18 protein-coding genes are annotated in these 19878 nt (G+C 29.9%); 15 read left to right on the top strand and 3 right to left on the bottom strand.

Features of this window, described 5'->3' with window-relative positions:
• Positions 1–90: 90 nt before the first annotated feature.
• Complete coding sequence (locus tag BT151_RS14115; protein ID WP_072402978.1) at positions 91–2727, bottom strand: valine--tRNA ligase; 2637 nt, start codon at positions 2725–2727, stop codon at positions 91–93.
• Positions 2728–3034: 307 nt separating this feature from the next.
• Between BT151_RS14115 and BT151_RS14110 the strand changes: the two genes are divergently transcribed.
• Entirely contained in the window at positions 3035–3451 is a 417-nt protein-coding gene (locus BT151_RS14110) for a DUF1573 domain-containing protein (protein ID WP_072402977.1), read from the top strand.
• 52 nt (positions 3452–3503) lie between these two features.
• Here BT151_RS14110 and BT151_RS14105 read toward each other — a convergent pair whose 3' ends face one another.
• Entirely contained in the window at positions 3504–4844 is a 1341-nt protein-coding gene (locus tag BT151_RS14105) for a PDZ domain-containing protein (RefSeq protein WP_072403181.1), read from the bottom strand.
• 121 nt (positions 4845–4965) lie between these two features.
• On the opposite strand from BT151_RS14105, the gene BT151_RS14100 reads away from it, so the two are divergent.
• From BT151_RS14100 to BT151_RS14050, 11 genes are all read left to right on the top strand, one after another.
• A complete protein-coding gene (locus BT151_RS14100) occupies positions 4966–6156 on the top strand; it encodes a pyridoxal phosphate-dependent aminotransferase (RefSeq protein ID WP_072402976.1) in 1191 nt (396 codons plus the stop codon).
• Positions 6156–7169, top strand: a complete 1014-nt coding sequence (gene murB, locus BT151_RS14095; protein ID WP_072402975.1) for a UDP-N-acetylmuramate dehydrogenase — start codon at positions 6156–6158, stop codon at positions 7167–7169. Before BT151_RS14100 ends, murB begins: the two co-directional genes overlap by 1 nt.
• A 68-nt stretch (positions 7170–7237) precedes the next feature.
• The gene (locus BT151_RS14090; RefSeq protein ID WP_072402974.1) at positions 7238–7768 is read left to right on the top strand and encodes an RNA polymerase sigma factor; all 531 of its coding nucleotides are present in this window, start codon (positions 7238–7240) and stop codon (positions 7766–7768) included.
• An 11-nt stretch (positions 7769–7779) separates the two neighbouring features.
• Positions 7780–8568: an anti-sigma factor gene (locus BT151_RS14085; protein WP_072402973.1), complete on the top strand. Its 789-nt coding sequence runs from the start codon at positions 7780–7782 to the stop codon at positions 8566–8568.
• Between the two features lie 275 nt (positions 8569–8843).
• Entirely contained in the window at positions 8844–9047 is a 204-nt protein-coding gene (locus tag BT151_RS14080; protein ID WP_072402972.1) for a membrane or secreted protein, read from the top strand.
• Positions 9048–9053: 6 nt separating this feature from the next.
• Positions 9054–10166 carry a glycosyltransferase gene (locus BT151_RS14075; protein WP_072402971.1) on the top strand — a complete coding sequence of 371 codons (1113 nt, stop codon included), beginning with the start codon at positions 9054–9056 and terminating at the stop codon, positions 10164–10166.
• The gene (locus BT151_RS14070; RefSeq protein ID WP_072402970.1) at positions 10157–10702 is read left to right on the top strand and encodes an RNA polymerase sigma factor; all 546 of its coding nucleotides are present in this window, start codon (positions 10157–10159) and stop codon (positions 10700–10702) included. The genes BT151_RS14075 and BT151_RS14070 overlap by 10 nt, the downstream gene beginning before the upstream one ends.
• Positions 10703–11917, top strand: coding sequence for an NRAMP family divalent metal transporter (locus tag BT151_RS14065; protein WP_072402969.1), 1215 nt, complete (start codon positions 10703–10705; stop codon positions 11915–11917).
• A 50-nt stretch (positions 11918–11967) separates the two neighbouring features.
• Entirely contained in the window at positions 11968–12846 is an 879-nt protein-coding gene (lipA, locus tag BT151_RS14060; RefSeq protein WP_072402968.1) for a lipoyl synthase, read from the top strand.
• 2 nt (positions 12847–12848) lie between these two features.
• On the top strand, positions 12849–13865 hold the full coding sequence (gene gap / locus BT151_RS14055) for a type I glyceraldehyde-3-phosphate dehydrogenase (protein WP_072402967.1): 1017 nt from the start codon (positions 12849–12851) through the stop codon (positions 13863–13865).
• Positions 13866–13871: 6 nt separating this feature from the next.
• A complete protein-coding gene (locus BT151_RS14050; RefSeq protein WP_245794852.1) occupies positions 13872–16130 on the top strand; it encodes an ATP-binding protein in 2259 nt (752 codons plus the stop codon).
• Here BT151_RS14050 and lpxK read toward each other — a convergent pair.
• Positions 16120–17124: a tetraacyldisaccharide 4'-kinase gene (gene lpxK / locus BT151_RS14045; protein WP_072402965.1), complete on the bottom strand. Its 1005-nt coding sequence runs from the start codon at positions 17122–17124 to the stop codon at positions 16120–16122. The two genes, BT151_RS14050 and lpxK, sit on opposite strands and share 11 nt — an antisense overlap.
• A gap of 53 nt (positions 17125–17177) precedes the next feature.
• On the opposite strand from lpxK, the gene BT151_RS14040 reads away from it, so the two are divergent.
• The 3 genes from BT151_RS14040 (at position 17178) to msrA (ending at position 19841) form a co-directional block, all read left to right on the top strand.
• A complete protein-coding gene (locus tag BT151_RS14040; protein WP_072402964.1) occupies positions 17178–18272 on the top strand; it encodes a Nif3-like dinuclear metal center hexameric protein in 1095 nt (364 codons plus the stop codon).
• A gap of 3 nt (positions 18273–18275) precedes the next feature.
• On the top strand, positions 18276–19055 hold the full coding sequence (locus BT151_RS14035) for a zinc ribbon domain-containing protein (RefSeq protein WP_072402963.1): 780 nt from the start codon (positions 18276–18278) through the stop codon (positions 19053–19055).
• A 126-nt stretch (positions 19056–19181) separates the two neighbouring features.
• A complete protein-coding gene (msrA, locus tag BT151_RS14030; protein ID WP_072402962.1) occupies positions 19182–19841 on the top strand; it encodes a peptide-methionine (S)-S-oxide reductase MsrA in 660 nt (219 codons plus the stop codon).
• Positions 19842–19878 lie beyond the last annotated feature (37 nt).

Here is a 19878-nt window from a genome sequence, read left to right as displayed (position 1 = left end):
GCGGATTTTCTATTCCGTTTTTGTTTACTAAATTAGTTGCTTAAACACGCCACTAATTATATACAAAACCGTAAACAATAACTCAAAATACTAACCCAAACTAGCCAAACTAGCTTTAAGCGTTTCAATTTTTGCTAAAGCATCTGCTTCTTTTTTCTTTTCGCTTGCTACCACTTGTTCTGGAGCACCAGCAACAAAACGTTCGTTAGACAGCTTCTTTTGCACAGATTTTAAAAAGCCTTCGGTATAATTTAACTCTTCGGTTAGCTTTATAATTTCAGCTTCAATGTCAATACTTCCTGCCATTGGAATAAAGTATTCATTAGATTTTACTCTAAAAGTTAAAGCGCCATCAATAGCTTCTGTAACATATTCTAAATTCTCTAAATTCCCTAGTTTAGCAATAACAGCATCAAAAGTGGTATTAGCTTTTTCATTGTTAATTATTGAAAATGAAATAGCATCTTTAAAAGCAATATTCTTTTCTTTCCTAATAGTTCGAATTCCTGAAACAACTTCTGAAGCAAAATCAAACTCTAAAATTAAGTTCTCATTAATCGCCTTATTTTCTGGCCATTTTGAAACAATTAAAGCTTCTTCTGGAGTTCTATCTTTTATGTAATGCCAAATATCCTCTGTTAAAAATGGCATAAACGGATGTAAAATCTTTAAGTTATTTTCAAAAGCTTCAATTAAAGACTTGTAAGTTTTAACATCTACAGGTTTTTGATATGCTGGTTTTACAATTTCTAGTAACCAAGACGAAAAATCATCCATAATTAGCTTGTAAGTTGCCATTAAAGCATCACTTAAACGGTATTTACTAAAATGGTCTTCAATTTCAATTAAAGCTTTTTGAAACTTAGATTCATACCACTCAATGGCAATTTTACTTGCTTTTGGTTGATTAATAGTGTCATCAATTTCCCAACCATCTATTAAACGATAAGCATTCCAAATTTTGTTACTAAAACCTTTTCCTTGTTGGCAAAGCGCTTCGTCAAACATTAAATCGTTTCCGGCAGCAGAACTTAAAAGTAAACCAACACGAACACCATCGGCGCTATAATCATCAATAAGTTTTAAAGCATCTGGAGAATTCCCTAGAGATTTACTCATTTTACGACGTTGTTTGTCGCGCACCAAACCTGTTAAGTACACATTATTAAACGGTTTTTCGTCTTTGTATTCGTAACCTGCAATAATCATACGTGCTACCCAAAAGAATAAAATATCTGGTCCTGTTACCAAATCGTTGGTTGGATAATAGTATTTTATTTCTTCGTTTTCAGGGTTTCTAATACCATCAAAAACACTCATTGGCCATAACCAAGATGAAAACCACGTATCTAGTGCGTCTTTATCTTGAGTTAAATCACTAGTTGTTAATTGTGAGTTTTTTGTTTTTGATTTCGCCTTTTCTAAAGCTTCCTCTATACTTTCTGCAACTACAAAATCTTCTTTTCCATCACCATAATAATAAGCTGGAATTTGCTGTCCCCACATCAATTGACGCGAAATATTCCAATCGCGAATATTCTCCATCCAATGTCTGTATGTATTCTCAAACTTTTTAGGGAATAAGTTAATTTCCGGGTTATCACCTAAAACCGATTTAATAGCTGGTTTTACAAGATCTTCCATTTTTAAAAACCATTGATCACTTAATCGTGGTTCTATAACTGCTTTTGTTCTTTCAGAAGTTCCTACTTTATTAATATGCGTTTCAGTTTTAACCAAAAACCCTTTTTCTTCTAATTCTTTGGTAATCTCTTTACGTACAACAAAACGGTCTTTACCTTGATAATGCAAGCCAAAACTATTTAAAGAAGCATCTTCATTAAATATATCGATAACTTCTAGCTTGTGCTTATCGCCAAGATTTTTATCATTCTCATCGTGTGCAGGTGTAACTTTTAAACAACCTGTACCAAATTCCATATCTACATATTCGTCTTCAATTATTGGAATTACTCGGTTACAAATTGGAACGATGGCTTTTTTTCCACGTAAGTTAGAAAAACGTTCATCATTAGGATTTATACATATTGCAGTATCACCAAAAATAGTTTCAGGACGTGTGGTTGCAATGGTTAAAGTATCATTGCTTCCTTCTATTTTATATTGTAAATAATAAAGGTTTCCTTGACGTTCTTCATGAATTACTTCTTCATCAGAAAGCGTTGTTTTTGCCTCAGGATCCCAGTTCACCATACGGTAACCACGATAAATTAAGCCTTTTTCGTATAAATCAACAAAAACTTTAATTACCGCTTCACTCATATCATCATCCATGGTGAATTTGGTTCTATCCCAATCACATGAACAACCTAATTTTTTAAGTTGTTGAAGAATAACGCCTCCATATTCATGTGTCCAATCCCATGCGTGCGCTAAAAATTCATCACGAGTTAAATCGTTTTTATCAATTCCTTGTTCCTTTAACTTAGCAACAACCTTTGCTTCTGTAGCAATAGAAGCATGGTCTGTACCAGGTACCCAACAAGCATTTTTTCCTAATAAACGTGCACGACGTATTAATACATCTTGTATTGTATTATTAAGCATATGCCCCATATGCAGTACTCCCGTTACGTTTGGAGGAGGTATTACAATGGTGTAAGGTTCTCTTTCATCTGGCTCTGAATGAAAATAATTATGTTTCATCCAGTAGTTGTACCACTTATTTTCTACCTGACTTGCATCATATTTTGCTGGAATTTGCATGCTTTGGAATGGTTTTTGAATATTGATGTGCAAAAGTACTTATATTTCTTTTTCTGTGAAAGCTATAATAACTATAGATGTAAATGAATTTAGCTAATTTTAACAATTTTTAAACTGAATAACAAAAAAGTTGTACGTACTTTTAACTAAGTTAATTATGTTAATATACATGCATTACGTCTATTATTTTTGCAGATTGTGGAAAAAGTAAGTATGTTTGAACTAAAATAAAGATTAAAAAAACAAAAAAACACCTGCTAACTTAAAGGTTTTTAAGGCGTTATAATGATTAATAAAAAACAAAACCATGAAACAATTAATTACTATTTTATTTATCGGATTAATCAGTTTTTCAGTAAACGCTCAGGCAAAAATTGAGTTTAAATCTGACACTATTGATTATGGAACTATTGAAAAAGGCTCTAACGGTGTAAGAGTTTTTGAATTTACAAATACAGGCAATGAGCCTTTAGTAATATCTAAAGTAAGTTCTAGTTGTGGCTGTACTATCCCTAAAAAACCAGAAGACCCAATTTTACCTGGTAAAACTGGACAAATTGAAGTGAAATATGACACTAATAGAGTAAACCCAATTAGAAAAACTATTACTGTTATATCTAATGCTGAAACACCAACTATTGCCTTAAAAATTAAAGGTGAAGTTATAGACTCTAATAAAGTTAGTTTACTTGAAAAGAAAGAAAAAAGTATTGTTCAACAATAAGAACGCAAATTAAATAATATTATAAACCCAAGCATATGCTTGGGTTTTGTTTTTAAAAGGGTTTCTCTAAATCAAAACTAAAGGTTACAACATGCCCATTTCTTTCTACTTTTAACTTTATTCTCGTGCCTACATCTCCATAAAATTTTTGAGTTAATTGTTGTAAAGTAAAATTATATGATGGTTTATTGTTAATACTTAAAATAATATCATGTATTCGTAATCCTGCTCTTTCTGCCGGAGAACCTTCACGCAACTCTACAATTGCATATGCTGGTTTTAACGATAATTTATATTGAGTATCTATAACAATTCTACTACTATTAGTTGTTTGACTATTTTGTGGTCCTTCATCTTTACCTAATAAAATAGCATTATCAATTTCTTTCACAAGTCTAACACCTTCATGAGCCAATTCAATACCACTTCTATTATAACTAAACTTTTCTTTGAAGTGTTCATTTTTTTTAAGAGTAACTATTGCTTTTTGGTAATCAAAAATCATATTAAATCGTTTTAAAATATTTCCTGCTAAACTTCCGTTTCGGTCTTTAAAATTTCTCGCAACTGAAATAGAACTAGAATCTGGATAGGCAACATTAGCATTAATCAACTCGAAACTTTTTAAGTAAAAAGCATCTATTCTGGATCTTTTACCAAAAACACTTCCACTTAAGCCATGTCCAAGAAAATCATCAAAAGATTTATTCTCAGATATAATTCCTAATGAATCATCTTCAAAAAGCCATAAAGAATCACTACCACCAGAATCTATTAAAAGTTTTATTGGAATTTTTTTATTGTGAATTTTAACTTCAGCATCTATATATGGTTTATTATTATAAAACTCCAGGTTAATTACTTCACATTTTCTGCAATTCTTATATCTGTATTTATTAGGGTTTGTCAATTTTAGATAGCTATTCGAATAATTTATTTCAACAATCAAGTCCTTAAATAAATCATATCCAATAATACCATGCACAGGTGTTCCTAATCTCGGAGCAAAATTTAAATTAAAATCATAAACTGCGTATAATTCTTGATTTAATTTAATAGCATCACCAACTTTAAAAATATTACTTGTAGACTTTAGTGCTTTTACCGATTCTCCTTCTCCCAAACCTCTTAAATAAATAGTTTCAGTATTTTTAATCTTTAGCGTATCAGATACATTTAAAAAATTAAAGATGATTGGTTTACTAACACCAGTGTCTAATATAAAAGATAAAATAACACCATTAATTTCCACAGGAATAACTATTAAATTGTTTAATAATTTAAAGTTAACCTTATCTGATTGTTTCTTATTTTGAACAATAAATTCACTTTGAGAAAAGCCTATATTGTTCACACAAAAAAGTAATACTATAAAGCATAAATACTTATTCATGAAAGAAAGTTTAGTTTGGTACATCAATTTACTAATCTTTAGATTAAGTTGTTTATTTAAAGCCTATTTTTAAAAAAACTTTAAGATAATTTTCTCAACTTTGTTTCTTAATTAATAATACATGCCATCAATATCTAAAAAAGGGCAATTAATGCCTCAATCTCCCATACGCAAATTAGCTCCTTTTGCTGAACAAGCTGTAAAAGACGGGAAATCTATTTACTACTTAAATATTGGACAACCCGATATAAAAACACCTAAAATAGCTTTAGAAGCAGTTAAATTTAATTCACTTGAAATTTTAGCTTACACAAGATCTGAAGGCTCTGAAGATTACAGAAAAAAGATAGCTAATTACTACAAAAAAAATAATATTGAAGTTACTCATGAAGATATTATAGTAACTACAGGAGGTAGCGAAGCATTACTTTTTGCCTTTGGAAGTGTTATGGATGTTGATGATGAAATTATTATTCCTGAGCCTTTTTACGCTAATTATAATGGTTTTTCAACGGCATCTGGCGTAAAAGTTGTTCCGGTAATTTCTAAAATTGAAGACAATTTTGCATTGCCTCCTATTGAGGAATTCGAAAAATTAATTACTCCAAAAACAAAAGCTATACTAATTTGTAATCCAGGAAATCCAACAGGTTACTTATACTCAAAAGAAGAAATACAAAAACTTGCTGCTATTGTAAAAAAACATGATTTGTTTTTAATTGCAGATGAAGTTTACAGAGAATTCGCCTACGATGGAAACACACATTATTCTATCATGGAAGAATCTGGATTGGATGACAATACTATTATGATTGATTCTGTTTCAAAACGTTATAGTATGTGTGGCGCAAGAATTGGCTGCTTAGTTTCAAGAAATAAAAGTGTGATGCAAACCGTTTTAAAGTTTGCACAGGCTCGTTTAAGCCCACCTACTCTAGCTCAAATTGCTAGTGAAGCTGCTCTTGAAACGCCTCAAAGTTATTTTGATGATGTTATTGAAGAATATGTAGAACGCAGAAATACTTTAATTGCGGAATTGTTAAAAATAGAAGGTGTTAAAGTAGGAAAACCTAAAGGCGCTTTTTATTGCATTGCGGAATTGCCTGTAAAAAATTCTGATGATTTTGCACAATGGCTTTTAGAAAGTTTTGATGTTGATGGCGAAACCATTATGGTTGCTCCTGCTGGTGGATTTTACTCAACTACAGGTGTTGGATTAAACCAAATAAGAATTGCTTACGTACTTAAAAAAGAAAGCTTAATAAAAGCTGTACATATTTTAAAAGAAGCTTTAAAAGTTTATAAAGACTAGTGCAAATTCTTAAAAACATATCTTTAAAACCTTACAATACTTTTGGCATTGATGCTAAAGCAGAGTACTTTGTATCTGTTACTAATATTGATGATTTAAAACATATTTTAAAGTTAAAAGAATACCCAAATAAACTTATACTAGGCGGTGGCAGTAACATGTTATTAACTAAAGATTTTAATGGTTTAGTTATTCATATTAATTTAAAAGGCATTGAAATTGTTTCTGATGACGAAGATTTTGTTTATGTAAAAGCGAATGCTGGTGAAAACTGGCATCAATTTGTAATTTGGTGCATTAATAATGATTTTGGTGGAGTAGAAAATTTATCCTTAATCCCTGGAAATGTTGGTACTGCTCCTATTCAAAATATAGGTGCCTATGGTATTGAACTAAAAGATACTTTTAAATCTTGCGAAGCCATTTCTTTAGAAAATAACGAATTGCAAACTTTCACCAAAACAGAGTGTGATTTTGGTTATAGAAATTCTATTTTTAAACAACAAGCTAAAGGGAAATTTGTAATTACCAGTGTGGTTTTTAAACTTACTAAACGTAACCATAAATTAAATATTAATTATGGCACTATTGCTTCTCAGCTTGAAGCTATGAAAATCACAAATGCAACCATTCAAGATATTTCAAAAGCCGTAATTGCTATTCGAGAAAGTAAATTACCAAACCCTAAAGAAATTGGTAATAGTGGTAGTTTTTTTAAAAACCCCGTAATTTCAAAAGCGCACTTTAATAATTTAGTCGAAAACTTTAAAGATATTCCTAGTTATCCCGTAAATGATGATGAAGTAAAAGTTCCTGCGGGTTGGCTTATTGAAAAAGCAGGTTTTAAAGGTAAACGTTTTGGAGATTATGGTGTCCATAAAAATCAAGCCTTAGTCCTTGTTAATTATGGTAATGCAAAAGGTTTAGATATTCTAAATCTTTCAAAATTAATTCAAAAAACAATTAAGCGCCTTTTTGATATTTCAATAGAAGCTGAAGTAAATATCTTATAATTTAAAAGAAATTTCTAAATTTGATTTTAACAATTGTATATTAACCGAACAAACTAAACCAACTAAAATTGATTTCATCAATAGAAAAAGAAATCGTTTCATTATTGCAAAAAGGCGATAAAAAAGCTATTAGTTTACTTTATGAAAACTATGCAGATTCTTTATATGGTGTTATTAAAAAAATAATAACCGACGATGACACTGCGCAAGATGTTTTACAGGAAAGTTTTGTAAAAATATGGCGATATGCAAAAAAATACGATTCTAGTAAAGCTAAACTTTTTACTTGGCTTTATAGAATTGCATATAATACTGCAATTGATAAAGTTAGATCTTTAAAGAATAAAACAGGAAAAGAAGTCCAAATCGAAACTTCTTCCGTATATAAAATAACATCCAATGAATTGAATCAGGATGTCATAGATATAAGAAAGCATCTAAGTAGCTTAGATGAAAAATATCAAATAGTAATAAATGCACTCTTTTTTGAGGGCATGACACAGCAAGAAGCTAGTGATGAATTAGATATTCCGTTAGGAACAATAAAATCGAGATTAAAAATTGGATTAAGAGAATTGAAAAAAATCTACAATCCTTAATAAACAAAGTCATGAATGAGAAAATAAATACTTTTCTAAATTCTGGCCTATTAGAAAAATATCTACTAGGTGAAACTACTTCTGCTGAAACAGAAATGGTGGAGTCTTATATTTCAAAATCCCCAGAAGTACAGAATACTTACAACACATTACAATACAACCTAGAGGTGGTTGCTAAGAGTAATGCTGTTGAAGCCCCTAAAGACATCTTAAATAATATTTTAGATGAGCTTGATGAAAAACCAGTAATTAAATTAAATAGACCTAAAAAATACAGAAAGTGGTATAAACTTAGCGTTGCGGCTAGTGTAGCAGCATTAATTTTCGCTGGATCGTCTTTTTATTTTTATGCCCAAAAACAGAAACTATCTAAAGAAAACCAGGTAGTAGTTGATGAAATTTTTGATTTACGTGGTGATATTGCTAAAAACAATAAAATGTTAGACAATGTGATGCGTCAGCTTTTAAAGCTTAACAATCCTGAAACTGAAAAGTATATCATTACAGGAAATGAAAGGGCTAAAGACTTAAAAACTGTTGCATACATTAACCCAAAAGAAAAAACATCTATGATTGATGTGGTTTCTCTACCACAATTACCAGAAGAACAATGCTACCAAATTTGGGCAGAATTACAAGGTAAAATGGTGAGTTTGGGTATTTTAAATGAAGCAGATAGAAAGCTTAAAAACATTCCTTACTTAGAGGATGCTTTAGCTTTAAGTATAACTATTGAACCTAAAGGCGGTAATAGTGTGGCTTCTTTAAAAAATTCTGTAGCACAAATTAGCTTACAATAAAATATTACATTATCAATCCTAACAAAAAAGCAAAAGCCTCATTTAATTAAAAATGAGGCTTTTTTAATGGAGCAAAAAAAAGTATCGCTCTCTAAACAAAACGGTCATGAAAAATTTGCTATTAATTGTTCTCGCGTTTTAAGTTTTTGTTTTTCTAATCTCAACCTTACAATCTTAAGACACACCTTTATTTAATTAGTCACATTTTTATTTTCTTTTATTCATTATTTAATAAATGATTGATAAAATAGTACCTTTGCAAAAAATATTTAATAATGAAACTTCTTTTAATAACTTTAATTTTATTGGGTTTAGGAGTAGCTGGAATTGCTATTAAAATTTGGGCTAAAAAAGACGGTAAATTTGCTGGTACTTGCGCAAGTCAAAATCCAATGCTAAATAAAGATGGTGAAGCCTGTGGCTTTTGCGGTAAAACACCAGATCAATTTAACAATTGCAACGAACCTCAACATTCATAATTTTTTATGGGGTTTCTTGATTTTATTTTCTACACATTTATTGTTGTAGTTTTTTTTCAAGCTGTTTTTTATATTTTTTTCTTCGGAAGGTTTGCTTTTCTCAAAGAGAAAGGAAATTCTTCAAAAAATATTGCCATTTCTGTTATTGTTTGTGCTAAAAATGAAGCTGAAAATCTAAAAACTTTTTTACCTTCAATTATAGATCAAGATTATCCCAATTTTGAAATTGTTTTAATTAATGATGCTTCAAATGATAACACATTAAAGGTTATGAAGCGTTTTGAAAAACAACATCAAAACATCAAAATTGTAGATGTAAAAAGCATTGAAGCCTTTTGGGGAAATAAAAAGTATGCTTTAACATTAGGGATAAAAGCTTCAACACACGACTACCTTTTATTTACAGATGCCGATTGCAAACCTTTATCAAAAAACTGGATAAAAGAAATGACCTCGTATTTTGATAACGAAAAAACAGTTGTTTTAGGTTATGGCGGATATTCAAAAATCAAAAAATCGTTTTTAAATAAACTCATTCGTTTTGAAACCTTAATTACTGCCGTTTACTATTTTTCGTTTGCAAAAATAGGAATGCCTTATATGGGCGTTGGTAGAAATTTAGCTTATACCAAAAAGGAGTTTTTTAATGCTAACGGTTTTATTAACCATATAAAAGTACGCTCTGGTGATGATGATTTATTTATCAATCAAGTAGCAAATAATAAAAATACTTCAATCTGTTTTTCTAAAGAAAGTTTCACAGAATCTATTCCAAAACAAACTTTTAAAGAATGGTTTAAACAGAAAAGACGTCATGTTTCAACAGCTATTCATTATAAAAAACAACACAAAATATTATTAGCTTTAATTTATAGCTTACAACTGTTATTTTGGTTATTATCAATAATTTTACTCGTATCTACTTATAAATGGCTGATAGTTTGTAGCTTGTTTTTATTCAGAATTATTTTACAATATATCATATTAGGAGCTTCATCAAAAAAATTAGAAGAAAAAGATCTTTTGGCTTTACTTCCCTTTTTAGAAATATTTTTAATTATTACACAATTAACTATCTTTATAAATAATCTTATTTCAAAACCTAACTATTGGAAATAGAGGAAGCCATTAAACGTGCAAAATTAAACGACCAAAAAGCATTTAATTATTTATTAGATACATTTTGGGATAATGTGTTTGGTTTTCAGTTAAAACGAACTCAAAATGAGAACGATGCAGAGGATATAACTATCCAAACATTCTCTAAAGCATTCGATAAAATTGAAACTTACGATGATGCTTATAAGTTTAAAACGTGGTTAATTACTATCTCAAAGAACATTCATATTGATTTATTGAGAAAGGAGAAAAATTCTATTTCTCAAGTAATATTGAATAATGACAAAGAAGCTTTTCAAATTTTAGACGAATCTCCGTCTCCTGAAGATGAGCTTATTACAGAACAACATTTAGCTAAACTACTTCGAGATATTAAAAAACTAAAACCTCATTATCAAGAAGTTATAAACTTGCGCTACTTTCAAGAACTTAGCTATAAAGAGATTTCAAAAGAGCTTAAAGAGCCTATGAATAATGTAAAAGTTAAATTACTTCGCGCAAAAAAGCTACTAGCAGAAATTATTAGACAAGAATAAATGCTTGTTAAAATCAAAAATCTTGGTCCAGGATTATTGTTTGCTGGTGCAGCAATAGGTGTATCCCATTTAGTACAATCTACTAGAGCTGGTGCAGATTTTGGTTTGGGTTTACTTTGGGCTTTACTATTAATACATTTATTTAAATATCCTTTTTTTCAATTTGGTCCTCGTTACGCTACAGCTACGGGAGAAAGCTTATTAGATGGCTATAAAAAACTAGGAAAAGGTGTTTTAGAAACTTATTTTATATTGAATTTAGCCACAATGTTTACCATTCAAACAGCAGTAACCATCGTTACAGCTGGAATAGCATCAGTCTTATTTGGTGATTTTATAAGTGTGAAAATTTGGACTATTATCATTCTTTTAATCTGCCTAAGCTTATTAATTATAGGAAAGTATAAGTTATTAGATAGATTAATGAAAATCATTATCATTACACTAACCATTAGCACTATAGCTGCGGTTAGCATTGCATTATTCAACAGCACTAATACCGTATCTTTTAAACAAGTATTACCAGAAAACGCAATAGAAATAGCTTTTTTAATTGCATTTATGGGTTGGATGCCTGCTCCTTTAGATGTTGCCGTATGGCAATCTTTATGGGCTATTGAAAAAAATAAAGAAACGAACCAATACAATACAAAATCTGCCCTATTTGATTTTAATATTGGATATTTAGGCACTATTGTTTTAGGTGTGGGTTTTGTGCTTTTAGGAACGTTAGTCATGTTTCATAGTGGAGAAACATTTAGTAGTTCTGCTGGTATTTTTTCAGCTCAATTAATAAATATGTACACTACTAATTTAGGTGAATGGGCACATATTACAATAGGCATTGCTGCATTTACAACTATGTTTAGCACGACGTTAACAACTTTAGATGCCTCTCCCAGAGCTATGGCAAAAACAACCGAATTACTTTTTAACAAGCCAACAAAATTTAATTATATGCTATGGATTGTATTACTTTTTATAGGAACTATTGCTATCTTTTTCTTTTTAGCTTCAGAAATGGGTTTATTAATTAAAATTGCTACTATTTTATCATTTATAACCGCTCCTTTTTACGCTATCATTAACTATAAACTAATTTGTAGTAAACACACTCCCAAGGCGTGGCATCCGTCAAAACAACTTCATATTTTAAGCTGGCTCGGAATTGCTTTTTTAATAGGATTTAGCATTTGGTATCTCACTACTTTATAAAGATTATTTAAAAGAATACTTTGTATCTTTGTAACCTTATTTAAATGAACATGAACACCGAAACTGCTTCAAATATTTTACCAGAACGTTTACCAAAACCAAAATGGCTTCGAGTTAAACTTCCAACAGGTAAAAAATATACTGAACTTAGAGGTTTAGTTGATAAATATAAACTGAATACCATTTGTACTTCTGGAAGCTGCCCTAATATGGGCGAATGTTGGGGAGAAGGAACTGCGACCTTTATGATTTTAGGGAATGTTTGTACACGTTCTTGTGGATTTTGTGGCGTAAAAACCGGAAGGCCTGAAACTGTAGATTGGGATGAACCAGAAAAAGTAGCGCGTTCTATAAAAATCATGAAAATTAAACACGCGGTTTTAACAAGTGTTGATAGAGATGATTTAAAAGATATGGGAAGCATTATGTGGTCTGAAACTGTAAAATCAGTTAGAAGAATGAATCCTGAAACCACACTTGAAACCTTAATTCCAGATTTTCAAGGTATAGAGCAACATATAGATAGAATTATTGATGTTGCTCCTGAGGTTGTCTCACATAATATTGAAACCGTACGTCGTTTAACACGTGAAGTTCGTATTCAAGCTCAATATGACAGAAGTATGGGTGTTTTAAAATATTTAAAACAACAAGGGCAGCGTAGAACAAAATCTGGAATTATGCTTGGTTTAGGTGAAACCCGAGAAGAAGTTATTGAAACACTTCATGATTTGAAAGCTAATAATGTAGATGTTGTTACCATTGGTCAATACTTACAACCTAGTAAAAAACACTTACCAGTTAAGCAATTTATAAATCCAGATCAATTTAAAGAGTACGAAGAAATTGGTTTAGATTTAGGTTTTCGTCATGTAGAAAGTAGTGCTTTAGTAAGATCTTCTTATCGTGCTCAAAAACATATTAATTAATTATGATTAATATTGCTATCAATGGTTTTGGTAGAATTGGCAGACGTGTTTTTAGGTTACTACAAGACTATAAAGATATTCGTGTTGTTGCCATTAATGATTTAGCAGATACTAAAACCCTTAGTCATTTATTAAAATATGATAGTGTTCATGGTGTTTTTCAAGGAGATATATCGCATGATGCAAATCATATTATAATAAATAATCAAAATATACCTCTATCAAATAAAAAACACCCAAAAGACATTAATTGGAATCCATATAATGTTGATTTTGTCATAGAGTCTACAGGAAAATTTAAAACAAGTTCAGAATTACAATATCATATCATAAATGGAGCAAAACAAGTTGTTTTAAGTGTTCCTCCTTTAGAAGATGATATAAAAACCATTGTTTTAGGAGTAAATGATGATTCTATTGATGGAACAGAAACCATTATTTCAAACGCATCGTGTACTACAAATAATGCAGCACCGATGATTGATATTATAAATAAACTTTGTGGTATTAACCAAGCTTACATTACAACTGTGCATTCTTATACCACAGATCAAAGTTTGCACGATCAACCTCACAGAGATTTAAGACGATCAAGAGCTGCAAGTCAATCTATTGTGCCAACAACAACTGGTGCAGCAAAAGCACTAACTAAAATTTTCCCAGAATTATCTGATGTTATTGGTGGTTGCGGTATTAGAGTACCTGTTATAAACGGCTCATTAACAGATATTACTTTTAATGTAAAAAGAACAGTTTCTATTAATGATATTAATAATGCATTTAAAGAAGCTTCAAATAATAACTATAAAAGTATTCTTGAATATACTGAAGATCCCATTGTGTCTATTGACATTGTTGGAAACCCACATTCTTGTATTTTTGACTCACAAATGACCTCTGTAATAGGAAATATGGTAAAAATAATTGGTTGGTATGATAATGAAACAGGCTATTCTAAAAGAATAATTGATCTAATATGTAATTTATCGAGAAAAAAAAGCGTTTTATCGATAAAATAATTATATTTGTCTGTAATATTAAATATTATGTCCCAAGTTAAAAACTACATATATATAATAATAATGCTTTTCAGCATTGGTGTGTATTCGCAAAAAACAATCGAAAACGACCCTGAATTAGCACAAAATAATATTAGTTATAGAATTCAACAAGCTAAAGAACATTTAGATAATTACAATTACTACAAAGCTCAATTAAACCTAGATGAAGCACTCGTTTTAGCTGAAAAAGCAGATAACAAAAAAAGTATAGGTCTTATTTATGCTATAAAAGGACGATTACAGCTTGTCATTGGAGAAGAAGATAAAGCTATAAAATCGCTCAACAAAGCCATAGAAGTTCAACGCATTACAAACGATAACGCTAACTTAGGTAAATCTTATAAAATTTTTGGAGATGTTTACTTTGTTAAAAAAGATTATTATCAAGCGCTCGATTCTTACACAGCAGCAAAAACAAAATTTGAGGAAGAAGATTTAGATGAGGATTTAGCTGAAACACTTTTAAGTGAAGGAAAAACCTATATGCTTTTAAAAAACTATAGAAAAGCTAGGACTATTATTGAACAAGCTTTGGCATTATCCAAAAAAATAGATTTAACAAAAACACATAGTGAAGCCCTTATTAATCATGGTATTGTTTACAATAAATTAGGTGATAATGAAAAAGCAATAGCTTATACTATTGAAGGTTTACAAATGGCTAAAGAAAATAAATTCACTAATATTCTTAACGAAGGATATTTAATTTTAAGTGATTTATATAATGAAGTTGAAAACTATAAGCTATCAAGAAATTTTTTAAGTGAGCATGTAAAACTTTCAGATTCTATTAGAAATTTAACTCAATTTAACTCTTCAAAAGAACAAGAAACACAAAGCAAGTTAGCAGATGTTCATCATGAGCTAGAAGAAGTTTCTGAAAAATTAAAGCAATCTGAATCTGATAACAGTTTAGGCACTTTAATATCAATTTTAAGTGTTGCATTAATTACTATTCTGTCTCTTTTAACATTATCTCTTTACAAAAACAACAATATAAGGTTGAAGACAAACAATATGCTTCACAAGAAAAATTCTGAACTCATAATTGCCAAAGAGAAAGCTGAGCTAGCATCAAAAACAAAGGCTAATTTCTTATCAACAGTAACACATGAGCTACGAACACCATTATATGCGGTTACCGGTTTAAGTAATATGTTGTTGGATGAAAACCCAAAACCTGAACAAATTCAACACTTAAAATCACTAAAATTTTCTGGAGACTATCTTTTAACATTCATAAACGATATTCTTCAAATAAATAAAATTGAAGCTAATAAGGTAGATGTTGAACCAGAATCATTTAACTTAAAAAAGAAAATCAACAACATTGTTTTAGCATTAAACAACTCTGCGCAAGACAATAATATTAATATTCATTTTGAATACGACAAAGATTTGCCTGAGAACTATATTGCAGATCAGTTAAAAATTTCTCAAATTCTTATTAACCTTATAGGGAACTCTATTAAGTTTACTAAAGATGGTGATATTTGGATTCGTATTTATAAAATTGAAGAAAAAGATAGAATATATACATTACGCTTTGAAGTAGAAGATAATGGTATTGGTATTAGCCAAGAAAAACAAGATCATATGTTTGAAAGTTTTTCACAAGGCTCTATACAAATTAACCGTAAATATGGTGGCACAGGTTTAGGACTCTCTATTGTTAAAGGTTTAATTGAAATTTTAAATGGAAAAATTTACGTGAAAAGCGAATTAGGAAAAGGAACAACTTTTTATTTTGAAATACCATTAGAATACACTTCGGTTAAAGAGACCACAGAAAATAAGGTCACATATTTTGAGGGTAACACTAGCGAAGTTGATTTAACCAATGTTAAAATTTTGGTTGTTGAAGATAATAAAATCAACCAAATGATTACCAAAAAGATTTTAACTAAAATGGATCTTCAATGCGATATAGTTGATAACGGTGAAGATGCTGTAGATATGATAAAAAATAATAAATACGATATTATTTTAATGGATATACATATGCCGGGAATTAGCGGTATTGAAGCTACAAAAATTGTTAGATCATTTGATAAAGAACTTACCATTTTTGCGCTTACAGCTGTAACTATTGAAGATAAAATGCATGAATTTGAAGAAGCTGGTTTTACAGATATTATACCAAAGCCCTTTAAACAAGAAGAGTTTGAGAAAAAACTTTACAATGCTTTAGCAGGGAAAAAAGGCTCTACTGCTAGTGCTTAATAAAAGCTTTAATGAGTTTATCAAACTTATTTTTATCATTTATTTTAACTGTTATAGGCAAATAAAATAACTTCTTTTTTAATGATTCATACTGTTTTAATCGCATAAAATCTTTTTCGGTTGTTATTATTAACTCTTTTTTATCAAGCTCTGCTAAATCTTTAGTCGAAAAATTATAATGATCTTTAAAATTTAAATGTTCAAATTTCAAATTTTTACTCTTTAAAAACGTAACTAATGGACTTGCATTAGCAATACCTGTAACCAAAGTGAACGTTTTTAAATTATCAATACTTTTTATTAAATCATCTGAAATTATAGTATCAGAATAAGCTATTGTACTAAAAAAAACATGCTGATAGTTTTCAGGATTTATTTTATTTAAAATAGCTTTCTTTTCTGCTTCACTTAAACCTTCAGGACATTTTGTAACAATAATAATATTTGCCCTTTTTGCACCAATTTTAGGTTCTCTTAAATTACCTGTAGGCAAAACCATATCATTAAAATATGGATTACTATAAGTTGTTAGTAAAATATTAAATCCAGCTTTAACTTTTCTATGCTGAAATGCATCATCGAGTAATATAACATCTGGTACTTGCTCTAAGCTTACTAACTCTTCAATTCCGTTTTGTCTATCTGCATCTACAGCAACATCAATATCCTTCTTATACTTATTATAAAATTGAAAGGGTTCATCACCTATAGATTCTGATGTGGAAGTTTCATTTGCTAGTTGGAAACCCTGGGTTTTTCTTTTATAACCTCTACTTAATGTCGCCACCTTATAATCATCTTTTAAAAGACTAATTAAATATTCTATCATTGGCGTTTTACCTGTTCCTCCAGCACTTAAATTGCCAACACAAATAACTGGGAAATTATATGAAACAGATTTTTTAATATCTAAATCATATAATTTATTTCTCAACCAAGTGACTAGAAAATAAATAGGCATTACAGGAAATAATATGTATCTCAATATTTTCATTACAACGAAAATATAATATTTATATTTGTTTTAAACCTATAGATAAAAATAAAATGATTGTTCAAGACGTCATAAATCATTTAGAAGAACTTGCACCACTAGACTATGCCGAAGATTTTGATAATGTTGGGCTTTTAGTTGGAGATAAAAACATCAAAATCACTGGTATCCTAGTCACTTTAGATACGCTTGAAGCTGTTGTAGACGAGGCCATTTCTACAAATTGCAATCTTATTGTTAGCTTCCACCCTATTATTTTTAAAGGTTTAAAAAAAATTACCGGTAAAAATTATGTAGAACGTGTTGTTACAAAAGCTATAAAACACGACATAGCTATTTATAGCATACATACTGCTCTAGATAATGCTTTTCAAGGTGTAAATAGCATGATTTGTAATCAGTTAGAATTAACAAATAACCGTATTTTAATCCCACAAAGTCAAACTATAAAAAAACTAACTACTTATGTACCAACAAATGAAGCTGAAGCATTGAGAAACTCATTGTTCAAAGTAGGCGCTGGTAGCATTGGAAATTATAACGATTGTAGTTTTAATGTAGAAGGCTTAGGCACTTTTAATGGCAATGAAAATTCTAACCCTACAAAAGGAAAAAAAGGTACTATTCATACAGAAGAAGAAACAAAAATCACTATTACTTACGCAAAACATATAGAGACTCAAGTATTACAAACACTTTTTAAAACACACTCTTATGAAGAAGTTGCTTATGAAATAACTACTTTAGAGAATAAAAATCAAAATATTGGAATGGGAATGGTTGGCGAATTAGAAAAACCAATGGACGAATCTCGTTTCCTAAGTCACATAAAATCCAAAATGAACACAGAATGCATTAGGCATTCGTCTTTTTTAAACAAGAAAATAAAAAAAGTTGCTGTTTTAGGAGGTTCTGGTAGTTTTGCAATTCAAGCTGCTAAATCATCTGGTGCTGATGCTTATATAACTGCAGATTTAAAATATCATGATTTTTTTACTGCTGAAAACAGCATACTTTTAGCTGATATTGGACATTATGAAAGTGAGCAGTTCACAAAAAATCTTTTAGTAGCATATCTTACAAAAAAAATTACTAATTTTGCAATCATTTTATCAAAGATAAATACCAATCCTGTTAAGTATTTTTAAAATATGGCTAAAAAGAAAGAAGCAACTGTAGAAGAACGTTTAAGAGCGCTTTACGATTTACAACTCATCGATTCTCGTATTGATGAAATAAGAAATGTTCGTGGAGAACTTCCTCTAGAAGTGCGTGATTTAGAAGATGAAGTTGCTGGATTAAGCATTAGACTAGAAAAACTTGTTGCAAATCTAGGAGTAATAGATGACGATATTACCGGAAAGAAAAATTTAATTGAAGAATCTAAAGCTTTAATTAAAAAGTATAGCGAGCAACAAAAAAATGTTAGAAATAACAGAGAATACAATTCTTTAACTAAAGAAGTTGAATTTCAAGAGCTTGAAATTGAGCTAGCTGAAAAGCACATTAAGGAATTTAAAGTTCAAATAGAGCAGAAAAAAGAAGTGATTTCTGAAACTAAAGAGCGTTTAAAAGAGCGTGAGAATCACCTAAAACACAAAAAAAGTGAACTTGATGCAATTTTAGCTGAAACTGAAAAAGAAGAGCAAGCTTTAATTAATAAATCTGAAGAATACAAAGAGCAAATCGAAGAACGTTTAGTTGCTGCATATAGCAGAATTAGAAGAAACGTTAAAAACGGTTTAGCTGTTGTAGCAATTGAAAGAGGTGCCGCTGGTGGATCTTTCTTTACTATTCCTCCTCAAGTGCAAGTAGAAATTGCATCTCGCAAAAAAGTTATTACTGATGAGCATAGTGGTAGAATTTTAGTTGATGCTGCTTTAGCAGAAGAACAAAAAGCAAAAATGGATAAAATGTTTTCAAAAATTTAATTCATTTTAAAACATATATTTAAAAGCCTTCAAGTTAATGAAGGCTTTTTTTTTTATGAAAATTTTCACATATTTACTATTAAGGTTTCTTATTTTAATACGTCTTACTTAAAAAATAAAAATCTGATGAAAAAAATCATTCCACTTTTACTTATAACATTACTTTTTAATTGTAAAAATGAAGCGCAAAACAATAATGGTCTGCAAACTGTTGAAAATGCAGAGCCTGTTGAAGTGCCTCTAAAAAATGGAAAAGCACGAGCCTACTTCGCAAGTGGTTGCTTTTGGTGTGTTGAAGCTATTTATGAAAGTGTTAAAGGTGTTGAAGAATCTATTTCAGGATATTCTGGTGGTCATACAAAAAATCCAACTTATGAGGCTAATAATACAGGCAGAACAGGACATGCTGAATCTGTAGAAATTATATACGATCCTAAAGTGGTAAGTTTTGAAACTTTAGTTGATGTATATTTTGCTTCCCAAAATGTAACACAAGTTAACGGACAAGGAAATGATAGAGGTTCTCAATACCGTTCTATTATTTTTTATCAAAATGAGGAGCAAAAACAAATCATTTTAAAGAAAAAAGAAGCATTAGCAAAAAAACTTAATACTGAAATTGCAGCCGAAGTATATCCTTTTCAAAAATTTTGGGTAGCTGAAGATTACCATCAAGATTATGAAAAACTGCATCCAAACAATTCTTACATTCAAAATGTTTCTATACCAAGATTAAATAGGTTTAAGTCTAAAATGCCTGAGGTTTTAAAGGACAATATGCATTAATCTAATCAAAAATCTTATTTGACTTTATAAAAATTTT

The organism is Flaviramulus basaltis, assembly GCF_900114265.1.
Classification (GTDB): domain Bacteria; phylum Bacteroidota; class Bacteroidia; order Flavobacteriales; family Flavobacteriaceae; genus Flaviramulus; species Flaviramulus basaltis.
Note: the sequence above shows the minus strand (reverse complement) of the source record. Positions and strands in the feature narration are given on the sequence as shown.